The following is a 20101-nucleotide window of genomic DNA, read 5'->3' on the forward strand; positions in this document are numbered from 1 at the left end:
TGCTTTAGAAGCCTTGCCTAGCAACATATTTGGAGAATTCTAGGCCGCTAGTCCACTTAAGCAGATAAGCAGTACATACTTTCGAAAATAGTCGTGCGAGAGCGGTGGTAGGAGGCTGGTCATGACTGCGGCTTTCGCCCCCGACCACCGGCAAGAAACCCGTGCTGAGCAGCTCGAATCGTTGCGCCGTCGAATGGCCGTGATCACCGGGAAGGTGCCGGGGCCCGCATCCGGCCAAGCCTCTTGTGCCGACGACCTGCTGCCGGAATCGGAATCCCAGCTGGCGCTGCCGCGGTGGCTGGCGGAGGCGCTGCCGGCGCCCCTGCCGCGCGGGACGGTGGCGGTGCTCTCGGGCGCCCGGTCGCTGCTGCTGGGCATGGTGGCCGCGGTGACGGCGGCGGGCGGCAACGTGGCAATCGTCGGCCAGCCGGATATCGGGCTGCTGGCCGCCGCGGAGATGGGGGCGGATCTGAGCCGGCTCGCGGTGATACCGGATCCCGGAACCGATCCGGTGGAGGTGGCCGCGGTGCTCGTCGACGGCATGGATCTGGTGGTCCTCGGCCTGGGCGGGCGCCGGGTGCCGCAGACCCGGGCGCGGGCGGTGGTGGCGCGGGCCCGCAACAAGGGGTGCACCGTGTTGGTCACCGACGGTGACTGGCAGGGGGCGCCAACCCGGCTGGAGGCCCGGGTCTGCGGTTATGAGCTCACTTCAGGAAGCCGCCCCGGCTTCGGCCGGATCAGCCGGGTGCGGGTACAGGTCAGCGGGGTGTGTGCGGGCCGACGGGTGACCGCCCGAGCGCGAGCCGGGTGAATTCCGTTGGCATCCCGGGTGTTGGCCATCTGGTGCATGGACTGGCCCGCGGTCGCGGCGGCCGCGGGCGCCGGCCTGTCCGCGACCGCCCCGGTGGCGGTCACGTTGGCCAATCGGGTGATCGCCTGTTCGGCGGCCGCGCGTGCGGCGGGAGTGCGGCGGGGGCTGCGGCGCCGGGAGGCGGCGGCCCGGTGCCCGCAGCTGCACGTCGGGACCGCCGACGCGGACCGCGACGCCCGCTTCTTCGAAGCAGTCATTGCGGCGGTGGACGACCTGGTGCCGCGCGCCGAGGTGCTGCGGCCCGGGCTCCTGGTGCTGCCGGTGCGCGGGGCGGCCCGCTATTTCGGTTCCGAGGCCGACGCCGCCGAGCGGCTGATCGACGCGGTGGCTGTGAGTTCAGTGGCCGGCGCCGAGTGTCAGGTCGGGATCGCCGACCGGTTGTCCACCGCGGTCTTCGCCGCGCGGGCGGGCCGGATCGTCCCGGCGGGCGGCGACGCGAAGTTCCTGTCGGCGCTGTCGATCCGCCAACTCGCCACCGAGCCGAGCCTGTGCGGTCCGGGACGGGAAGAGCTGACGGACCTGTTGTGGCGCATGGGAATTCGTACCATCGGGCAGTTCGCCGCGCTGTCGGCCACCGACGTGGCGTCCCGGTTCGGCGCCGACGGGGTGGCCGCGCACCGGATGGCCCGCGGTGAACCCGAGCGGGGGCCGTCCGGGCGGGAGCCGCCGGAGGAGCTGGAGGCCGTGCTGGACTGCGACCCACCGATCGACCGGGTCGATGCCGCGGCCTTCGCCGGGCGCTCGCTGGCCGGCGCGCTGCATTGGACGCTGATGGCCGCCGGGGTGGGCTGCACCCGGCTGGCCATCCACGCCGTCACCGCCAACGGCGAAGAGCTGCACCGGGTGTGGCGGTGCGCCGAGCCATTGACCGAGGACGCCACCGCCGACCGGGTCCGCTGGCAACTGGACGGCTGGTTGAGCAGTCGGACCGCGCGCAACCCCCGCCCGACGGCGGCGGTGACGCTGTTGCGGCTGCAGGCGGTCGAGGTGGTGTCGGCCGAGGCGCTGCAGTTGCCGCTGTGGGGTGGCTTGGGCGAGGAGGACAGGCTGCGGGCCCGGCGGGCCCTGGTGCGGGTGCAGGGCCTGCTCGGCCCGGAGGCGGTGCGGGTGCCGGTGCTGTCCGGCGGGCGCGGGCCCGCCGAACGCATCACGTTGACCCCGCTGGGTGACGAACCGGTTCCACGGGCCGACCCGGGCCTGCCGTGGCCCGGCCGGCTGCCCGAGCCGTCACCGGCGGTACTGCTCGACGATCCGGTGGAAGTGCTTGATGCCCAAGGGAACCCGGTGCGGGTGACGAACCGGGGGCTGTTCTCCGCCGACCCGGCGCGGCTGACCGTGCACGGCCAAGACGAGCGGCTGGACTGGTGGGCCGGGCCGTGGCCGGTCGACGAGCGATGGTGGGATCCCGACGTGGGAAAGGGCCGCACCGCCCGCGCGCAGGTTCTGCTGGAGGGCGAGCGGGCGTTTCTGCTGTGCTACCGCCAGCGGCGCTGGTACCTCGAGGGCAGCTACGAGTAGGCCAAACGAGCCGTCGCCTAGGCCCGCCCGGCGCGTACCGCCTGCGCCTGAGCCATCAGCCCGGCGCCCCCGGGAAGCGCGCCCACGACCGTGCGGGCCAGCCGATCGCGCCCGCGGACGCCGTCGGTCCTGGCCTGGCCGGCGCGCAGGTGGCGCCAGCCCAGGGTTGCCCACGACGCCGCGACGGCGGCGTCGGTCACCCCGCCGCGAGCCCGGCGCCGGTCGACCACGGCCAGGCCGAGCGCGGTGACCGAATGCACCGCGTCTACCCAGACGCCAGCCGCCAGCACCTCCGGGCCGGGGTTGATTCCCGACAGCAGCGCCTGGACGAGATGACGCCCGCCCAGGATCCGGGTGACGACGAGCGCCTTGCGATCGACCTGCACCCCGTGAATGTGGTCCAGCACCTCGGACGGGGCGCTCAGTAGCGCGGCGCCCCAACCCGCGCGCAGGACTTCGATGAGACGAATCTTCATGAGGTATAGGCTTACCCGCGCGCGAAGAGCCCAACCCGTTCGATGAACCGGTCGAAGAAGGCCGCCGCGTCCACGTCAATCCCGATCAGCGCGTTCGGTTCTCGCCGCCCCGACCAGTCGGTCACCGTCATGGCGCGGGTCAGGGTCCCCGTCAGCTCGATGTCCACCGTCGCCGGACGGGTGGTGACGAGCCCCGGGTCCAGCGCCACGGCGGCGGCCAGTGGATCGTGCAGATGCGCCTGGTACCCGTGGCCGACGTCGTGGTAGGCCTCCAGGTAGAACCGCATCGCATCCTCGATCACCCGAATCAACGGGTTGGACGCCGTCGACCGGGTGCCGGGCTCGTCGCCCGCGCTCATCGGTGTCGCCGTCGATTCGGCGGCGGCCGCCAACCTGGCCAGGTGGTCCGGCGTCATCGCCACCTTGCGAGTCAGGTCCAAGCCGCACAGGATCGGAAGGCGCTCTTGGCCAACGGTTTCGGGGCTCCATGCGGCCAGAACCTCGGCCGCGGCCTCGGGGTCCACGCTGATGTTCCATTCCGCCACCGCGGTGGTGTTGCCCCGGTGATCGTAGGAGCCGCCCATGACGACCAGCCGGCGCATCAGCGTCGGCAGCGCCGGTTCGGCGCGCAGCGCCAGCGCCAGATTGGTCAGCGGGCCCGTCGCCACGCCGATGAGCTCACCGGGAAGGGCGTGTGCGGCGCGCACCCAGGCGGTCGCCGAGTCGTGGCTCGTGAGCCGGCGATCGGTGGGCGGCAGGTCGGCGTAGCCCAATCCCCGGGGGCCGTGGACCTTCGATGGCAGGCGCATCGGCCCGGTCAGGGTCTCGTCGGAGCCCTTGGAGACCGGCACGCCGGTGACGCCGCACAGCTCGAGCAGGCCCAGGTTGTTCTCGCAAACCTGCTGCACCGCAACGTTCCCCCCGGTGGAGGCGATGCCGACCACGTCCGCGTCCGGGCTGGCGAACAGGTACATCAGCGCCAGCGCATCATCGACGCCGGTATCGACGTCGACGAAGACGGGCGACTTCATTGTGTCCAAGATACTCAGAACGGCGATTAGGCTGTCACGATGCCAACGACGTCGGAACCCCCCGAAGGGACTGATTTAACGCCGCACTTCGACGATGTGCAGGCCCACTACGACTTGTCGGACGACTTCTTCCGGCTGTTTCTCGACCCGACCCAGACATACAGTTGCGCCTATTTCGAGCGCGACGATATGACGCTCGAGGAAGCGCAGATCGCCAAGATCGATCTTGCGCTGGGCAAACTCGGACTGCAGCCGGGCATGACGTTGCTCGACGTCGGCTGCGGCTGGGGCGCCACCATGATGCGCGCCGTAGAAAAGTACGACGTCAACGTCGTCGGCCTCACCCTGAGCCGCAACCAGGCCAATCACGTCGAACAGCTGGTCGCCCAGTCCGAAAGCCCTCGCTCCATGCGGGTGCTACTGGAAGGCTGGGAGCAGTTCGATGAACCCGTCGACCGGATCGTCAGTATCGGCGCCTTTGAGCACTTCGGGCACGAGCGCTACGACGCGTTCTTCACGCTGGCGCATCGCCTGCTGCCCGCCGATGGGGTCATGCTGCTGCACACCATCACCGGGCTGCACCCGACAGAAATGGTCGAACGTGGCATGCCCATGTCGTTCACGTTCGCGCGGTTCGTCAAATTCATTGTCACCGAGATATTTCCGGGCGGGCGGCTGCCGTCGATACCGATGGTGCAAGAGCGCGCCACCGCAGCCGGATTCACCGTGAGCCGCGTTCAGTCGTTGCAGCCGCACTATGCGAAAACGCTCGACCTCTGGTCCGCCGCATTGCAGGCCCACAAGGATGAGGCCATTGCGCTGCAATCCGAGGAAGTCTACGAGCGGTACATGAAATACCTGACCGGTTGCGCCGAGATGTTCCGCATCGGATACATCGACGTCAATCAGTTCACGCTGCAGAAATGACTACCAGTGCACCCCGGGCACCAGGCGCACCAGACGTTTGACCGGTCGGGGGGTCCGCAGGCCGCGGGTGACGGCCCGCGCCGGGCGCCTCGGCTTGCGTCGGGGCGGGGCGGCCACCGGTTCGGTGGGCAGCCCGCGGGCGGCGGCCGAGTCGGGGTAGCCCAGGTATAGCTGGTGCAGGATGCGCCGGGACGTCCGCGGCGCGAAGTAGTTGCCGACTTCGGCGAGCGTGCCCAATGGGGTGTCGATGCGCGCCGGCTTTTCCACCAGGCCGCGCACCACCATCGCGGCCGCACGCTCCGGGCTGATCGCGGGCACCGGGTTGAGCCGGTGCGACGGCGCGATCATCGGTGTACGAACCAGTGGCATATGGATATTGGTGAACGTGACGTGGTCGGACAGCGTCTCCGAACCGACCACGTCGGCGAACGCGTCCAGCGCCGCCTTGGTGGGCAAGTACGAGCTGTACTTGGGGTTGCGCGCCTGCACGCCGGCGCTGGAGACGTTGACCACGTGACCGAAGCGGCGCTCGCGCCAGTGCGGCAGCAGCGCCAGCACCATCCGCACCGCGCCGAAGTAGTTGACCGCCATCACCCGCTCGTAGTCGTGCAGGCGGTCGGTGGAGTTGACCACCGAGCGGCGGATCGACCGCCCGGCGTTGTTCACCAGATAGTCGACGTGGTCGAAGCGGCCCAGGATGTCCTTGATGGTGTGCTCGACTGAGGTGGAATCGGTGACGTCGCAGGTGAAGGCGTGGGCGTCACCGCCACCCGCGCGGATGTCGGCGACCAGTTGGTCCAGCGCGTCGGCGTTGCGGGCCAGGGCGAACACCGTCGCCCCGCGCTCCGCGACCGCGATCGCCGCCGCCCGGCCGATGCCGCTGGACGCGCCGGTGATGATGACGTGCCGGCCGTGCAGTGGCCCCTGCGGATCGTCCCGGCGCGCCCGGTCCGGGTCGAGGTGCTCGGCCCAGTACCGCCACAGCACGGGCGCGTAGCCGGAGAACTCGGGCACGCCGATACCCGTGCCCCGCAACGCTTTCCGGGTCTGGTCGCTGATGAAGGTGGGCTTGAGGTCGACGAGGTCGAAAACCTCGGCGGGGATGCCCAGCTGGGTGGCCGCCATGTTGCGCAGCACCCTGGCCCGCCCGCGCACCTTCAGCACCGGCGCGGCCACCGAGCCGGGCAGCGACCCGCGTGCCGGCGGGAGCCCGGCCGCCTTGGCGACGCCGCGGTAGATTCCGCGCAGCCCAACGGTTTTGGGGGCGGTGAGGTGGAACGTGCGGCCGTCCGGGCCGTCCGCGTGCATGAGCGCGACGAGCGCGTCGACGACGTAGTCGACCGGCACGATGTTGGTGCGGCCGGTGTCGGGCAGCAGGATGGGCGTCAACTTGGGTAACACAGCCAGCTTGGCCAGCACGCCGAAGAAGTAGTACGGCCCGTCGATCTTGTCCATCTCGCCGGTGCGCGAGTCGCCCACCACCACGGCCGGGCGGTAGATCCGATAGCGCAGGCCGGGGGCCGACCGCACCAGCAGCTCGGCTTCGAATTTCGTCTGGTGGTAGGGGGTCGGCAGCTGCTGGCCGACGTCGAAGTCGTCCTCGGTGTACTCGCCGGGGAAGTCGCCGGCCACGGCGATCGAGGAAACATGATCCAGCGTCGCGCCCAGCCGCCGCGCCAGCTCGATGACGGCGCGGGTGCCCTCGACGTTGGTGGCCCGCTGCTCGGCTTCGCCGGCGGTGATGTCGTAGATGGCCGCGCAGTGCACGACATGGTCGACCCGGCCCAGCTCGGCGAGGGCCTCGTCGGTCAGCTCCAGCTCCGGCAGCTCCGCGACCAGCGGCTTCGCCCGCTCACCCCACTCGGCCGCGAGCCGTTCGAAGCGGCCCAGCGACTGCCGCCGGACCAGCACCCACACCTGCGCATCGGGGCGTGTTTCCAGCAGACGATCCACGACGCGACGACCAATAAACCCAGTACCGCCGGTAACGACATACCGCATGCAGCCATCGTTGCGGCTGGCAGCCGCCCGCGTCAACCGTGCCGATGGTGATAGTGGCGACCCGCCGCGCTTGCGGTCGCCACGTGATCAGCTGTGGAAGTCGCGGATGCCGTCCCAGTCCACCAGGGTCCAGCCGGTCAGTGGATTGCCGGTGATCACCACGCGCCCGATGTTGGGCAGGGGGTGGCTGCTCAGCAGCGTGTCCTTGGCGTTCTTCGTGTTCATCAGCGTCCAGTACTCGATGGCGAATTTGTGCGAGAACACCACCGGGTTGTGCTGCCCGCTGTTGTAGATCTTCTGGACGGCGGCGGTGAATTGCTCGTTGAACTGCTTGCCGCTGATCGACCCGGGGATGCTGTCTTGCACGTCACCCCTGAGCCAGTCCGCCGGCGCCAGCAGGTACGTCGCGCCCTCCTGGGCAACCGGTTTGCCCTCGAACCAGCCGGCGTTGATCTCCTGGATGCCTTGCAGCACCTCGACTTGCTTGCCCAGCTCCGAGGCCAACGGCGCGGCGGTCTGCTGGGCTCTGGCCATGGTGGAGGCGTAGATGCCGTCGTAGTCCTTGCGGCCCGCCTGGTGGGCAACCTGTTGTGCCTGCCCCTTGCCCTCGGGGCTGAGGCCGGGGCCCGGCACCGAGGTGTCGATGATCCCGCTCGCGTTGGATTCGGACTCCGCGTGCCGGATGAACGTCACCGTGATGCTGCGCGCCTGCGGTGATCCGCCACAGGCGCCAACGATTACGACCGCGGTGAGCGCCGCGACTGCCTTCGACACGTTCCGGATCAAGCTGCGCTTCGGCATGGGAGATAGCCTGCCCTGCCGACGGCACCGGTGGGAAGGGTTTGCGATGGTTAAGTGGAGAAAATACTCGCGAAGGAGACTCAGATGGCGATTGACCCGAGTGCCGTCGGCGCGGTGACCGAACCGATGTTGTTCGAGTGGACCGACCGGGACACGCTGCTGTACGCGCTGGGCGTCGGCGCCGGCCTCGACGACCTGTCGTTCACCACCGAGAACAGCCACGGCATCGACCAGCAGGTGCTGCCCACGTACGCGGTGATCTGCTGCCCGGCGTTTGGAGCGGCCGGCAAGGTCGGAACGTTCAACTGGGCCATGCTGTTACACGGCTCGCAGGAGATCCGGCTGCACGCGCCGCTGCCGCCCGCGGGGAAGCTGTCGGTGGTCACCGAGGTCGCCGACATCCAGGACAAGGGCGAGGGCAAGAACGCGATCCTGGTGTTGCGCGGCCGGGGCACCGACCCGGACTCGGAGAAGCTGATCGCCGAGACGCTCACCACCTTGGTGATCCGGGGCGAGGGCGGGTTCGGGGGTGTGCCGGGGCAGCGGCCGGTGGCCCCGGAGATCCCCGACCGCGAGCCCGACGCCCGGGTCGCGCTGCCCACCCGGGAGGACCAGGCGCTGATCTACCGGCTCTCCGGTGACCGCAACCCGCTGCACAGCGATCCATGGTTCGCCCGGGAGATGGCCGGGTTCCCCAAGCCGATCATGCACGGACTGTGCAGCTATGGGGTGACGGGCCGCGCGCTGGTCGCCGAGCTCGGCAAGGATGTCGCGGCCAACGTCACCTCGATCGCGGCGCGGTTCACCTCGCCGGTGTTTCCCGGCGAGACATTGACCACGCTGATCTGGCGCACCGAGCCGGGCAAGGCGGTCTTCCGCACCGAGGCGTCGGGGGCCGAAGGCGCCGGCACCCGGGTGGTGCTCGACGACGGCGCGGCGGAATACGTGCAGGCCTAGCGGGCCAGCTGCCGCGCCAAGCGGGCGGTGAACTCACTGGCCTGCGCGGGGTTGTCCAGCGCGAACCGCGCTGCGGTGGCGCGGTCGCCGTCGTCGTTGTGCCGCACCAGGATTGGCACGCCGCCATCGTGGACCGCGTCGAACGCGTCCTCGTCGGTGATGTCGTCGCCGAGATAGACCGGCGTCCGCGGGCCCGACTCGGCCTCGGTCAGGTGATCGAGCACCCAGCCCAGGGTTTTCCCCTTGTCCCAGTCCAGGTCCGGGCGCAGCTCGATGACCTCCCGGCCGGTGGTCACCCGCAGGCCGTCGCGCCGGCCCGCCGCACGCACTGCGGCCGCCACGTCACCGACCCGGTCGCGCTCGGCGTTGCGGTAGTGCACGGCGACCCCAAAGCGCTTGTGTTCCACCACCACGCCGGGGATGGAGCCGAGTTGCTCGCGCAGCTCGCCGGCCGCGCGCTCCAGTACCGGGATGGCCGCTGCGGCGGCGTCGTTCTGGTGGTGCGTGCCGTCGGGCGCGGTAAGCTCGAATCCGTGGCTGCCGGCGTACCAAATCCCGTGCACGCCAACGCGCTTCGTCACGTCGGCCAGATCGCGGCCCGACAGCACCGCGACGGGGCACCGTGCGGCCAGCTGGTGCAGCGCCTCGGTGGCGCCGGCGACCGGGGTGGCCGCGTCGGGGTCGTTGACGATGTCGGACAGCGTGCCGTCGAAATCGAAGAACACCGCCGGTCGCCGCGCGGCGAGGTCGTCGAGGGCTGTCAGCGCGTCGGGCAGCTGCGACATCCGGCGGTCCCCGGTGCGCACGGTGACTTCGCGAATGTCGGCGACGACCGCATCGGCGCCGGCATCGCGCAGCGCGTCGTCACGCCCCGTCCGGCTGACACCGATGACCAACGCGAATCCGCCGGCGCGCGCGGCCTTGACGCTTGCTTCGTCGGTGGTGACGACCACGCACCGGCCGGCCCGCACGCCCAGGTCGTCGGTCGCCCTCGACAGGCCATCGGGTGAGGAGAAGGCGGCGGTGCCGACCCCGATCTCGCGTAGTTGCCCATCCAGGGCAGGGTCGCGCGCGTCGAACAGCACCGCGTCATGGCGGCGCGGATCGATGATGACCGGTCCCAAGCCTGGCATGACCCAACCTTCTCACGGCGGCGGCCCGGCCGGGAGTGGGTCAGCGCCGCGCTTGTCCCGGCGCGGGCGGGCGCGGCCCCGGCGCGCGGCCGGGAAACGCGCGAGGCGAACGCTTGCGGCGTCGATCGAACAACACCACCGAGTCGTGGCTGAGCGCCACAAGCCGTGCCATGCCCAGTTCGATGCCGGCGGCCAATTGCTTGACGTCGAACGTGGCATCGGGCTCGGCGGTGATGCCGAATACGAGTTCGTCGCCGTAGCTCAGCACCGCGACCCCGGTGCTCAACTGGACGGCGGTCGGGGGGATGGGCAACAGGCGCTCCATCGTCTGGCCCATGAGGCGCAGCCGGTGGCGGGGCCCGGGCACGTTGGTCGCCAACGTCACGATGGCGCGCTGCGGGAGCCGCGACAGCAGCTGGATGACGCTGTCCCGCACCACGGTCGGCAGCGCATTGAGCGCCGACTCGACGACGCTGCCGGATTGCGGCGGGCCGGTTTGCTTTTCGTTCCACCTGGTCTGCACGGTCCGCAAGCGCTGGACCGGGTCGTCGTGTTCGACGGGCAGGTACGGCGAACGGACCGCCGCGGGCACCAGCGCGCACAGCGAGTCGGCCCGCGGCTCCTCGCCGCGCCCGAGCAGCACCGTCCGGAAGCCTTCGGTGGCGGCGGCCAGCGCGACGTCGTTGACGGTCACACCGAATCTGCGGCAGACGCGGTCGACGTCGGCGATCGGGACCCGCACCGTGGCGTAGCGCCGCAGGATGGCGGCCCGGTCATGCGTCTGCGGCACCGGCCAGATCGCGCCGACGACGGCGCTGGTGGCGGTCCAGGACACCCGCCACAGTGCATCGGCCCAGCCCTGCCGCCGCACCGGCACCCGCGGAACCTGTTTGGCCGCGGGGGTATTGGCGAAGGTGACGTCGTCGGCGTCGTCGCACAGCCTGGAGAGCAGGTGGGCGGGCGAGTTGCCGTCCAGCAGGCGGTGATGGGTTTTCATCAAGATCGCCCACCGGTTGCCCTTCAGGCCCTCGATCACCCAGCACTCCCAGGGCGGACGGTCCGGGGCCAATGGGCGTTCGAGGGCGTGGGCGATGGCCCGGGACAGCTCGGTTTCGTCGCCCGGTCGGGGAATCGCCACCCGGCGCACGTGATGGGCGAGGGCGAATTCCGGGCAGTCGACCCATTCCTGGTGCAGCGGGTGCGCCCGCAGCATCTGGGTGCAGCGCGGAAACGACCGGATACGTTCCGCCAGAAGGGCTTTGAGGCGCTGGTAATCGGGTGCGCCGCCGTCGACGATGGCCACCGCGCCCATCGCCAGGCCGGCGTGCTGATCGGGATCTCGAGCCTTCAGGAATGCCGCATCCAGTGCCCTCACCTGCGCCATGCTCACCCCCGCCGTCACTTTTTGCCCTTGTACCAGTATCTGTCGGCCTCGCGTCCCGCGGTAGGCACGCGGCGTTAAGAGCTTGTTTAGGAGTTGAAGATCGGTTTAACAACGGTTGTCCTGAACCGGAGGTAATTCGAACAAACATTCGATAGACTCGCAAGCTGTGGGCTGGTTCAACGGTCCGCCGAGCTGGGCGGAAATGGAGCGGGTGCTCGACGGCAAGCCGCGCCATGCCGGCGTGCCGGTGGTCCCCGGGGAGGACGCCCCCCTGTCGTCCAAGCGCGGTACGTACCGGCCGCCGGGCGACACCCGGCCGGCCCGCTCGTCGGTTCCATATGCCGAGCTGCACGCCCATTCGGCGTTCAGCTTTCTCGACGGGGCCAGCACGCCGGAAGAGCTGGTCGAGGAGGCCGCCCGGCTGGGGTTGCGCGCGCTGGCGTTGACCGACCACGACGGGCTGTATGGGGCGGTGCGCTTCGCCGAAGCGGCCGCCGAGCTCGAGCTGCGCACCGTGTTCGGCGCGGAGCTGTCCTTGGGGCCCGGGGCCCGCACCGAGACACCGGATCCGCCCGGCCCACACCTGCTGGTGCTGGCCCGCGGCCCGGAGGGCTACCGGCGGCTGTCGCGGCAGCTGGCCGCGGCGCACCTGGCCGGCGGGGAGAAGGGCAAGCCGCGCTACGACTTCGACGCGCTGACCGATGCCGCCGGCGGGCACTGGCACATCCTGACCGGGTGCCGCAAAGGCCATGTCCGCCAAGCGCTTTGCGACGGCGGTCCGGACGCGGCGGAGCGCGCGCTGGCCGACCTGGTGGACCGGTTCGGTGCCGGCCGGGTCAGCGTCGAGCTGACCCACCACGGCCACCCGCTCGACGACGAACGCAACGCGGTGCTGGCCGCCCTCGCGCCGCGTTTCGGCGTCGGCGTCGTCGCCACCACGGGGGCGCATTTCGCGGGGCCGTCGCGGCGCCGGCTGGCCATGGCGATGGGCGCCATCCGGGCGCGGCAGTCCCTGGACGCCGCCGCCGGATGGCTGGCCCCGCTGGGTGGTTCGCACCTGCGGTCCGGTGAGGAGATGGCCCGGCTGTTCGGGCAGCGGCCCGAGGCGGTGACCGCCGCCGCGGAGCTCGGCGAACAGTGCGCGTTCGGGCTGGCGCTGATCGCCCCGCAGCTGCCGCCCTTCGACGTGCCCGCCGGGCACACCGAGGACAGCTGGCTGCGGCAGCTGACCATGACCGGGGCGCGGGACCGTTACGGGTCCCCCGATAACGCGTCGCGCGCGTACTCCCAGATCGAGCGAGAGCTGAAAGTCATTGCCCAGCTACAGTTCCCGGGATATTTCCTGGTGGTGCACGACATCGCGCGGTTCTGCCGCCAGAACAACATCCTCTGTCAGGGCAGGGGATCGGCGGCCAATTCCGCGGTCTGTTATGCCCTCGGCGTCACCGCGGTGGATCCGGTGGCCAACGAGCTGTTGTTCGAGCGGTTTCTGTCGCCCGCCCGCGACGGGCCGCCCGACATCGACATGGACATCGAGTCCGATCAGCGTGAAAAGGTCATCCAGTACGTCTACGACAAGTACGGCCGCGACTACGCCGCCCAGGTCGCCAACGTCATCACCTACCGGGGCCGAATCGCGGTGCGTGACATGGCCCGCGCGCTGGGGTTCTCGCAGGGGCAGCAGGACGCGTGGAGTAAGCAGCTCGGCCACTGGAACGGGCTGGCCGACTCGCCCGATGTCGAGGGCATTCCGCCACAGGTGGTCGATTTGGCGAACCAGATCCGGAACCTGCCGCGGCACATGGGCATTCATTCCGGTGGCATGGTGATCTGCGACCGCCCGATCGCCGACGTGTGTCCGGTGGAGTGGGCGCGCATGGAGAACCGCAGCGTCCTACAGTGGGACAAAGACGACTGCGCGGCAATCGGTTTGGTGAAGTTCGACCTGCTCGGGCTGGGCATGCTCTCGGCGCTGCACTACGCCATCGACCTGGTGGCCGAGCACAAGGGCATCGAGGTGGACCTCGCCAGACTCGACCTCTCCGAGCCGGCGGTGTACGAGATGCTGGCCCGCGCCGATTCCGTCGGGGTGTTTCAGGTGGAGTCGCGGGCGCAGATGGCGACGTTGCCCAGGCTCAAGCCGCGGATCTTCTACGACCTGGTGGTGGAGGTCGCGCTGATCCGCCCCGGGCCCATCCAGGGCGGGTCGGTGCACCCCTACATCCGGCGGCGCAACGGCCTGGACCCGGTCGTCTATGACCACCCGTCCATGGAGCCGGCGCTGCGAAAGACGCTGGGGGTGCCGCTGTTTCAGGAGCAGCTGATGCAGCTGGCGGTCGACTGCGCCGGCTTCTCCGCCGCCGAGGCCGACCAGTTGCGGCGCGCGATGGGCTCCAAGCGCTCGACCGAACGCATGCGAAGGCTGCGCGGCCGGTTCTACGACGGCATGCGTGCGCTGCACGGTGCCCCCGACGAGGTGATCGACCGGACCTACGAAAAGCTGGAGGCCTTCGCGAATTTCGGCTTCCCGGAAAGCCACGCGCTGTCGTTCGCGTCGCTGGTGTTCTACTCGTCGTGGTTCAAGCTGCACCACCCGGCGGCGTTCTGCGCGGCGCTGCTGCGCGCCCAGCCGATGGGTTTCTATTCGCCGCAGTCGCTGGTGGCCGATGCGCGCCGGCACGGTGTGACGGTGCACGGCCCGGACGTCAACGCCAGCCTGGCGCACGCCACCTTGGAAAACTCGGGGAACGCCGTCCGTCTAGGTCTCGGCGCCGTCCGCCACATCGGCGACGACCTCGCCGAGCGGCTGGTTGAGGAGCGAAAAGCCAACGGCGCGTTCACTTCTCTGCTGGACCTGACGACCCGGCTGCAGCTGTCCGTGCCGCAGACCGAGGCGCTGGCGACGGCCGGGGCGCTGGGCTGCTTCGGCATGTCACGGCGCGAGGCGCTGTGGGCGGCGGGGGCGGCCGCCACCCAACGGCCGGACCGCTTGCCCGGCGTGGGCTCGTCGTCGCACGTCCCGGCGTTGCCCGGGATGAGCGAGCTGGAGCTGGCCGCCGCCGATGTGTGGGCCACCGGCGTATCCCCGGACAGCTATCCGACGCAGTTCCTGCGGGCGGACCTGGACGCGATGGGCGTGGTGCCCGCCGAGCGGCTGCTCGGTGTGCCCGACGGCGACCGGGTGCTGATCGCCGGTGCGGTGACCCACCGGCAGCGGCCCGGCACCGCTCAGGGGGTGACGTTTCTCAACCTCGAGGACGAGACGGGGATGGTCAATGTGCTCTGCACGCCGGCGGTTTGGGCGCGGCACCGCAAGCTGGCCAACACCGCGCCGGCGATGCTGGTGCGCGGCCAGGTCCAAAACGCCAGCGGCGCAGTCACCGTCGTCGCCGAGCGGCTGGGCCGCATCACCCTGGCGGTGGGCTCGAAGTCACGCGACTTCCGGTGAGCCCGGCGGCGACAAACCGCCTCGGTAGTCTCCAAGCATGACCCTCAACCTGTCCGTCGACGAAGTCCTCACCACCACCCGCTCGGTCCGCAAACGCCTGGACTTCGACAGGCCGGTCGGCCGCGAGGTGCTGATGGAATGCCTCGAACTGGCGCTGCAGGCGCCCACCGGATCCAACGCGCAGGGCTGGCAATGGATGTTCGTCGAGGACGCCGATAAGAAGAAGGCGATCGCCGACATCTATCTGGCCAACGCGCGCGGCTACCTCAGCCTGCCCTCGCCGGAGTACGGCGAGGGCGACACCCGGGGGGAGCGGATGCCCAAGGTCAAGGATTCGGCGCTCTACCTGGCCGAGCACATGCACGAGGCGCCGGTGCTGATGATCCCCTGCCTGGAGGGGCGGGTGGAGAAGGCGCCGCTGGGGCTGAGCGCGTCGTTCTGGGCATCGCTGTTCCCGGCCGCGTGGAGCTTCTGCCTGGCGCTGCGCTCGCGCGGGCTGGGCACCTGCTGGACGACGCTGCACCTGCTGTCCGAGGGCGAAAAGCAGGCCGCCGAGGTGCTCGGCATCCCGCACGAGAAGTACAGCCAGGGCGGGCTGTTTCCCATCGCCTACACCAAGGGCACCGACTTCCGCCCGGCCAAGCGGCTGCCCGCCGAGCAGGTCACGCACTGGAACGCCTGGTAATCAGGTCTGAAGAGGCCAAACCTCGACGACCCCGTGCGCGACCGCACACGGCGTCTGACTCACCCGCTCGACCGCCGCGTCGAGATCGTCGGCCTCCAACACGGCGAACCCTGCGATCGGCAGCGCCGATCGCAGGAAGGGGCCCGGCTCGATTCGCACCCCCGCGCCGTCCGGATTGCGCACCTGGACGGGGTCTCCGGCTCGGCCGACGAGTGCGCCGGACGCCCTGAGTTCGTCGTCGCGGGCGTGCGCGGCTCGTTTGCCGTCGTCGCTCAGCTGGTGGTATCCGGCTTCTTCGCCGTAACCGATCGTGATGAAGGTAGGCATATCAATGCTGACTCCCGGCGGGCGTGGAACTCACCGCTACACGGCCCCCGGGTAGCCGTGCTGCCGCCAGGCCTCGTAGACGGCGACGGCCGCGGCGTTGGACAGGTTCAGCGAGCGGCGGCCCGCCAGCATCGGGATGCGCACCCGCTCGGTGATGTGCGCGTCGGCCAGCGTCGCCGCGTCCAGCCCGGTGGGTTCGGGCCCGAACATCAACACGTCGCCCGGCCGGTAGCGGATGTCGGCGAACGAGGTGGGCGCGTGCGAGGTGAACGCGATCACCCGGGCCGGCGAGAGCGCCTCCCACGCGGCCGGCAGGGACGAGTGGACGGTGACCGACGCCAGGTCGTGATAGTCCAGTCCGGCCCGTCGCAGCTTGGGTTCGGACAGGTCGAAGCCCATCGGCTCGACCAGGTGCAGTTCGCAGCCGGTCGCCGCCGCAGTTCGGATGGCGTTGCCCGTGTTGGGGGCGATGCGCGGGGAGTAGAACATCAGCTTGAACACAACGCGATAATGGTCGCATGGTCGAGCAGAGCATCTGGATGCAGAAAGTTGCTGCCGATCCCGGACATTCGCACTGGTATATCGAGCGGTTTCGTGCCATGGCCCGCGCCGGTGACGATCTGGCGGGCGAGGCTCGCTTCGTGGACGCGATGGCACCGCGCGGCGCCCGGATCCTCGATGCCGGTTGCGGCCCCGGCCGGCTGGGCGGTTACCTGGCCGCGGCCGGTCACCACGTCGTCGGCGTCGACGTCGACCCGGCACTAATCGAAGCGGCCGAGCAGGATCACCCCGGCCCGTGCTGGCTCGTCGGCGACCTCGCCGAGCTGGACCTGCCCGCCCGCGGCATCGCCGAACCGTTCGACGTGATCGTCTCCGCCGGAAACGTCATGGCGTTCCTCGCCCCGAGCACCCGGGGCCGGGTGCTGAGCCGGCTGTGGGCCCACCTCGCGGACGACGGTCGGGCGGCGATCGGCTTCGGCGCCGGCCGCGACTATGAGTTCGCCGAGTTCCTCGACGACGCGGCAGCAGCCGGGTTCGCTCCCGATCTGCTGCTGTCGACCTGGGACCTGCGACCGTTCACCGATGAGTCCGATTTCCTCGTCGCGGTCCTCCGGCCGGCGTAAGACTTTGGCCCGCGTGTTTGCCAGAGTTGCCGGCCCGTGCGCCGGTCCACCTTGGAGGGGCCTGTCTGCTCAGTACGGATTCTGGTGACCTGGGCCGCGGGCTGTCATACTCGTCGGATTGCCACGTTGACGCGCTCGCGCCCATCTGGCGTGGCGCGGGTGGATAAAGCAGGAAGTCTCATGAGCCTCTCGTTTTCTCGAGCGCTGACCATCAGCGCAGCGGCCGGTCGTACGGCCGCGGCGACGTGACCATGTTCGCCCGCCCGGCCCACCTGGCCGAGGCGGCCGCCTCCGAATCCACAGCGCCCCGCGCCGCCGACGCGGCGCCGGTCAAACGCCCCCCGACCTGGTCGCTGAGCAACTGGCCGGTCGGCTGGAAAGTTCTGGCGATTGTGCTGGTCCCGCTGATTTTGGCGACGGTCTTCGGGGTGCTGCGCATCCACGGCGCCATGGCCAACTCGGCGGGTCTGCGGCTGGCCGCCACCCGCGCCGACGTGGTCCCGGTGATCACCAAGTACATGTCGGCGCTGGATGTCGCACTGCTGGCGGGCAGCACCGGACGCGACGTCGAGGGGGCCAAGAAGAACTACGAGGCGCGCAAGTACGAATTGCAGACCCGGCTGGAAGACACCGATGTCAGTGCCGATGTCCGATCGGGAGTGAACAACCTGCTCGACGGCGGTCAGATGCTGGTGAACAAGGCGACCGACAACGGCCTCGGTTTGCGGGAGCGGGTGACCCTCTACGCGCCGGTCCTGTTGACGGCCGAAGACGTCATCAACGCGTCGGTGCGCGTCGACGACGAGAAGATCCGCGCCCAGGCGCAAGGCCTGAGCCGGGCACTCGGCGCCCGCGGGCAGATGACGATGCAGAAAATCCTGGTCACCCGCGGAGCCGAACTTCCCGAGCCGCAACTGCGGACCTCGATGGCCACGCTGGCGGGCACCGAACCGTCGACGCTGTTCGGCATGAGCGAGGTCGTCGGCGCCGGTTCGCCCGAAGCCAAGACGCTGCAACAGCAGATGGTGAGCCGGATGGCGATCATGTCCGATCCGGCCAGCGTGCTCGTCGACAACGCCGACCTGCTGCGTTCGATCCAGACCACCGACGACATCGCCGAGCAGGTCATCAAGGACGCCACCGCGTCGGTGACCAAGTCCGTGCACGCCCAGGCCGCCGACAAGCGCAACGCCGCGATCCTCGACGCCGTCCTGGTGCTGTCCGCCATCGTCATCGCGCTGGTCGTCGTGCTGCTGGTCGCGCGCGCCCTGGTGCGGCCGCTGCGCGTCCTGCGCGACGGCGCCCTCAAGGTGGCCCACACCGACCTCGAGAAGGAGATCGCCCAGGTCAAGGCGGGCGGCGCCGAGCCGACGCCGCAGCCGCTGCCGGTCTACACCACCGAGGAGATCGGCCAGGTGGCGCACGCGGTCGACGAACTGCACACCCAGGCCCTGCTGCTCGCCGGCGACGAGGCCCGGTTGCGGCTGCTGGTCAACGACATGTTCGAGACCATGTCGCGGCGCAGCCGCTCGCTGGTCGACCAGCAGCTGTCGTTGATCGACCGGCTGGAGCGCAACGAGGAGGATCCCGAACGCCTGGACAGCCTGTTCCGGCTGGACCACCTCGCGGCCCGGCTGCGCCGTAACAGCGCCAACCTGCTGGTGCTGGCGGGCGCGCAGCTCGCCCGCGACCAGCGCGACCCGGTGCCGCTGTCGACCGTGCTCAACGCCGCGGTGTCCGAGGTCGAGGACTACCGCCGCGTCGAAATCGCCGGGCTGCCCGACAACAGCACGCTGATCGGCGCGGCGGCGGGCGGCGCCATCCATCTGTTCGCCGAGCTGATCGACAACGCCCTGCGCTACTCGCCGCCCTCGACGCCCGTGCGGGTTTCGGCGGCCCGCGGCGGCCCAGATCCTCAAGGGGGAGTCGTGGTGCGGATCGCCGACTCCGGCCTGGGAATGAACGACACCGATCGGCGCATGGCCAACATGCGGCTGCAGGCCGGGGGCGAGGTCAGCCCCGACAACGCCCGCCACATGGGCCTGTTCGTGGTCGGCCGGATCGCGGCCCGGCACGGCATGCGGGTGGGGCTGCGCGGCCCGGCGGCCAACGAGGCGGGATCCGGCACCACCGCCGAGATCTACCTGCCCCCGACCATCCTCGAGGGCTCGGCCGCGGCTCAGCCGGCCCGAGTTGCCCGGATCCGGGCGGTTTCGTCGCCCAAGGCGCAACTCGCCGCCGCGGTCCCCGCGCCGGAAGCCGAAGAAAGCAAGCTCGAGCCGGCGGCCCAGGACTCCGCGCCCTCGATCGCGTTGCTGCCGCGCCGCAATCCCGGCTCCAGCGGCATCACCGAGGTGCCCGCCCAACCCGTCGAAGAGCAGCCCCAGCGGCAGCGGCGCGAACTGCCCACCCCGTGGTGGGAGAGCGGGACCCCGGAGCCGGAGGCCCAGCCGGAGCCGACGAAACCCGCGCCGGCGCGGGCGGCGTCGGACACGTCGGCGTTCTTCGCCGCGCGGTCGCGGGAGGCCGACAAGCCGGCGACCCCGTCCCCGAGCGAGCCGTCGATCCCGGCCGCCACCAAGAGCGCGGCCACCCCGGACGACGACGACGTGATCTATCGGCGGATGCTGTCGGAGATGCTGGGCGATCCGCACGACTTGGTCAACAGCCCCGACCTGGACTGGCAATCGGTGTGGGACCGCGGTTGGACGCTGGCCGCCGCCGCCGAGGACAAGCCCGTCGAGTCGCGCACCGCCGAGCACGGCTTGCCGGTCCGCACGCCCGGCGCCCGGCTCGTCCCCGGCGCGGCCAACGGGACGGGCCTGCCCGAACAGGACGAGCCGGCCGAGGAGGGCCAAGGTTCCAACGGCGGCTTCCACTCCGCCCGCGAGCCGCAGCACGCGGCCGCGGCGCGCGATCCCGAGGCGGTTCGCGCCTCCTTCAGTAGTCACTTCGGCGGGGTGCGCACCGGCCGGTCGCACGCCCGCGACACGAGTCAAGGGTCCGATGAGGAATGACTTCACCTGGTAACTCGCTGGATTGGCTGGTGACGCGGTTCGCCCGCGAGGTCCCCGGCGTGGCACACGCCTTGCTGGTCTCCGTCGACGGGCTGCCCATCGCCGCCAGCGAGCATCTCCCGCGCGAGCGCGCCGACCAGCTGGCCGCGGTCGCCTCCGGCCTGGCCAGCCTCGCGACCGGCGCCGCGCAGCTGTTCGAGGGCGGCCAAGTGCTGCAGTCGGTGGTCGAGATGCAGCACGGCTATCTGCTGCTGATGCGCGTCGGCGACGGCTCCCATCTGGCCACGCTGGCCACGTCGTCGTGCGACATCGGTCAGATCGGCTACGAGATGGCCATCCTGGTCGAGCGGGTCGGGGGCGTGGTGCAGTCCACCCGCCGGTCCTCTGTCTCGTGAGCCGCG

At 70.4% G+C, this 20101-nt stretch carries 17 protein-coding genes; 9 read left to right on the forward strand and 8 right to left on the reverse strand.

The genetic code is table 11. The annotated features are described in order from the left end of the window. Positions 1-121 precede the first annotated feature (121 nt). On the forward strand, positions 122-811 hold the full coding sequence (locus AWC17_RS20155) for a hypothetical protein (RefSeq protein ID WP_085165009.1): 690 nt from the start codon (positions 122-124) through the stop codon (positions 809-811). Between the two features lie 36 nt (positions 812-847). Continuing rightward, positions 848-2389 (forward strand): DNA polymerase Y family protein, encoded by a 1542-nt coding sequence (locus AWC17_RS20160; protein ID WP_085165031.1) that lies wholly within the window; start codon positions 848-850, stop codon positions 2387-2389. Positions 2390-2406: 17 nt separating this feature from the next. On the opposite strand, the gene AWC17_RS20165 is transcribed toward AWC17_RS20160, so the two are convergent. Then, positions 2407-2865 carry a hypothetical protein gene (locus AWC17_RS20165; protein WP_085165011.1) on the reverse strand — a complete coding sequence of 153 codons (459 nt, stop codon included), beginning with the start codon at positions 2863-2865 and terminating at the stop codon, positions 2407-2409. 11 nt (positions 2866-2876) lie between these two features. Further along, positions 2877-3896, reverse strand: a complete 1020-nt coding sequence (locus AWC17_RS20170; RefSeq protein WP_046187162.1) for a nucleoside hydrolase — start codon at positions 3894-3896, stop codon at positions 2877-2879. A gap of 39 nt (positions 3897-3935) precedes the next feature. Here AWC17_RS20170 and cmaA1 point away from each other — a divergent pair, with 39 nt between their 5' ends. Continuing rightward, on the forward strand, positions 3936-4823 hold the full coding sequence (gene cmaA1 / locus AWC17_RS20175) for a cyclopropane mycolic acid synthase CmaA1 (RefSeq protein ID WP_046187163.1): 888 nt from the start codon (positions 3936-3938) through the stop codon (positions 4821-4823). Here the strand turns inward: cmaA1 and AWC17_RS20180 are convergent, their stop codons facing one another. Both AWC17_RS20180 and AWC17_RS20185 read right to left on the reverse strand, forming a co-directional pair. After that, positions 4824-6824, reverse strand: coding sequence for an SDR family oxidoreductase (locus AWC17_RS20180; RefSeq protein ID WP_085165013.1), 2001 nt, complete (start codon positions 6822-6824; stop codon positions 4824-4826). Between the two features lie 87 nt (positions 6825-6911). Then, complete coding sequence (locus tag AWC17_RS20185; RefSeq protein ID WP_046186571.1) at positions 6912-7625, reverse strand: histidine phosphatase family protein; 714 nt, start codon at positions 7623-7625, stop codon at positions 6912-6914. Between the two features lie 84 nt (positions 7626-7709). Here AWC17_RS20185 and AWC17_RS20190 point away from each other — a divergent pair, with 84 nt between their 5' ends. Next, positions 7710-8582 (forward strand): MaoC family dehydratase, encoded by an 873-nt coding sequence (locus AWC17_RS20190; RefSeq protein ID WP_046186574.1) that lies wholly within the window; start codon positions 7710-7712, stop codon positions 8580-8582. On the opposite strand, the gene otsB is transcribed toward AWC17_RS20190, so the two are convergent. Together otsB and AWC17_RS20200 are read right to left on the reverse strand one after the other, a co-directional pair. Beyond that, positions 8579-9715 carry a trehalose-phosphatase gene (gene otsB, locus AWC17_RS20195; protein WP_046186572.1) on the reverse strand — a complete coding sequence of 379 codons (1137 nt, stop codon included), beginning with the start codon at positions 9713-9715 and terminating at the stop codon, positions 8579-8581. The genes AWC17_RS20190 and otsB overlap by 4 nt on opposite strands. 40 nt (positions 9716-9755) lie before the next feature. Beyond that, the gene (locus AWC17_RS20200; protein WP_085165015.1) at positions 9756-11099 is read right to left on the reverse strand and encodes a wax ester/triacylglycerol synthase domain-containing protein; all 1344 of its coding nucleotides are present in this window, start codon (positions 11097-11099) and stop codon (positions 9756-9758) included. Positions 11100-11265: 166 nt separating this feature from the next. On the opposite strand from AWC17_RS20200, the gene AWC17_RS20205 reads away from it, so the two are divergent. Together AWC17_RS20205 and AWC17_RS20210 are read left to right on the forward strand one after the other, a co-directional pair. Further along, positions 11266-14547 carry an error-prone DNA polymerase gene (locus AWC17_RS20205; protein ID WP_085165017.1) on the forward strand — a complete coding sequence of 1094 codons (3282 nt, stop codon included), beginning with the start codon at positions 11266-11268 and terminating at the stop codon, positions 14545-14547. 37 nt (positions 14548-14584) lie between these two features. Further along, the gene (locus AWC17_RS20210; protein ID WP_046187150.1) at positions 14585-15232 is read left to right on the forward strand and encodes a nitroreductase family protein; all 648 of its coding nucleotides are present in this window, start codon (positions 14585-14587) and stop codon (positions 15230-15232) included. Here AWC17_RS20210 and AWC17_RS20215 read toward each other — a convergent pair whose 3' ends face one another. Then, positions 15233-15559, reverse strand: coding sequence for a YciI family protein (locus AWC17_RS20215; RefSeq protein WP_046187151.1), 327 nt, complete (start codon positions 15557-15559; stop codon positions 15233-15235). It abuts the gene before it with no gap. A 36-nt stretch (positions 15560-15595) separates the two neighbouring features. Next, complete coding sequence (locus AWC17_RS20220) at positions 15596-16060, reverse strand: tRNA (cytidine(34)-2'-O)-methyltransferase (protein WP_046187152.1); 465 nt, start codon at positions 16058-16060, stop codon at positions 15596-15598. Between the two features lie 17 nt (positions 16061-16077). On the opposite strand from AWC17_RS20220, the gene AWC17_RS20225 reads away from it, so the two are divergent. From AWC17_RS20225 to AWC17_RS20235, 3 genes are all read left to right on the forward strand, one after another. Next, positions 16078-16683 (forward strand): class I SAM-dependent methyltransferase, encoded by a 606-nt coding sequence (locus tag AWC17_RS20225; protein WP_085165019.1) that lies wholly within the window; start codon positions 16078-16080, stop codon positions 16681-16683. A 245-nt stretch (positions 16684-16928) separates the two neighbouring features. Beyond that, on the forward strand, positions 16929-19700 hold the full coding sequence (locus AWC17_RS20230; RefSeq protein ID WP_085165021.1) for a sensor histidine kinase: 2772 nt from the start codon (positions 16929-16931) through the stop codon (positions 19698-19700). Beyond that, the gene (locus AWC17_RS20235) at positions 19697-20095 is read left to right on the forward strand and encodes a serine protease inhibitor (RefSeq protein WP_046186654.1); all 399 of its coding nucleotides are present in this window, start codon (positions 19697-19699) and stop codon (positions 20093-20095) included. Before AWC17_RS20230 ends, AWC17_RS20235 begins: the two co-directional genes overlap by 4 nt. Positions 20096-20101 lie beyond the last annotated feature (6 nt).

Origin of the sequence: Mycobacterium nebraskense, from assembly GCF_002102255.1 — a bacterium.
In the GTDB taxonomy this organism is placed as follows: Bacteria; Actinomycetota; Actinomycetes; order Mycobacteriales; family Mycobacteriaceae; genus Mycobacterium; species Mycobacterium nebraskense.

Coding starts and splice junctions, on each gene's coding strand:
- AWC17_RS20190 (WP_046186574.1), top strand. CDS start 7,710: ATGGCGATTGACCCGAGTGCCGTCGGCGCGGTGACCGAACCGATGTTG.
- AWC17_RS20155 (WP_085165009.1), top strand. CDS start 122: ATGACTGCGGCTTTCGCCCCCGACCACCGGCAAGAAACCCGTGCTGAG.
- AWC17_RS20160 (WP_085165031.1), top strand. CDS start 848: ATGGACTGGCCCGCGGTCGCGGCGGCCGCGGGCGCCGGCCTGTCCGCG.
- AWC17_RS20165 (WP_085165011.1), bottom strand. CDS start 2,865: ATGAAGATTCGTCTCATCGAAGTCCTGCGCGCGGGTTGGGGCGCCGCG.
- cmaA1 (WP_046187163.1), top strand. CDS start 3,936: ATGCCAACGACGTCGGAACCCCCCGAAGGGACTGATTTAACGCCGCAC.
- AWC17_RS20200 (WP_085165015.1), bottom strand. CDS start 11,099: ATGGCGCAGGTGAGGGCACTGGATGCGGCATTCCTGAAGGCTCGAGAT.
- otsB (WP_046186572.1), bottom strand. CDS start 9,715: ATGCCAGGCTTGGGACCGGTCATCATCGATCCGCGCCGCCATGACGCG.
- AWC17_RS20235 (WP_046186654.1), top strand. CDS start 19,697: ATGACTTCACCTGGTAACTCGCTGGATTGGCTGGTGACGCGGTTCGCC.
- AWC17_RS20225 (WP_085165019.1), top strand. CDS start 16,078: ATGGTCGAGCAGAGCATCTGGATGCAGAAAGTTGCTGCCGATCCCGGA.
- AWC17_RS20180 (WP_085165013.1), bottom strand. CDS start 6,824: ATGCGGTATGTCGTTACCGGCGGTACTGGGTTTATTGGTCGTCGCGTC.
- AWC17_RS20170 (WP_046187162.1), bottom strand. CDS start 3,896: ATGAAGTCGCCCGTCTTCGTCGACGTCGATACCGGCGTCGATGATGCG.
- AWC17_RS20210 (WP_046187150.1), top strand. CDS start 14,585: ATGACCCTCAACCTGTCCGTCGACGAAGTCCTCACCACCACCCGCTCG.
- AWC17_RS20215 (WP_046187151.1), bottom strand. CDS start 15,559: ATGCCTACCTTCATCACGATCGGTTACGGCGAAGAAGCCGGATACCAC.
- AWC17_RS20185 (WP_046186571.1), bottom strand. CDS start 7,625: ATGCCGAAGCGCAGCTTGATCCGGAACGTGTCGAAGGCAGTCGCGGCG.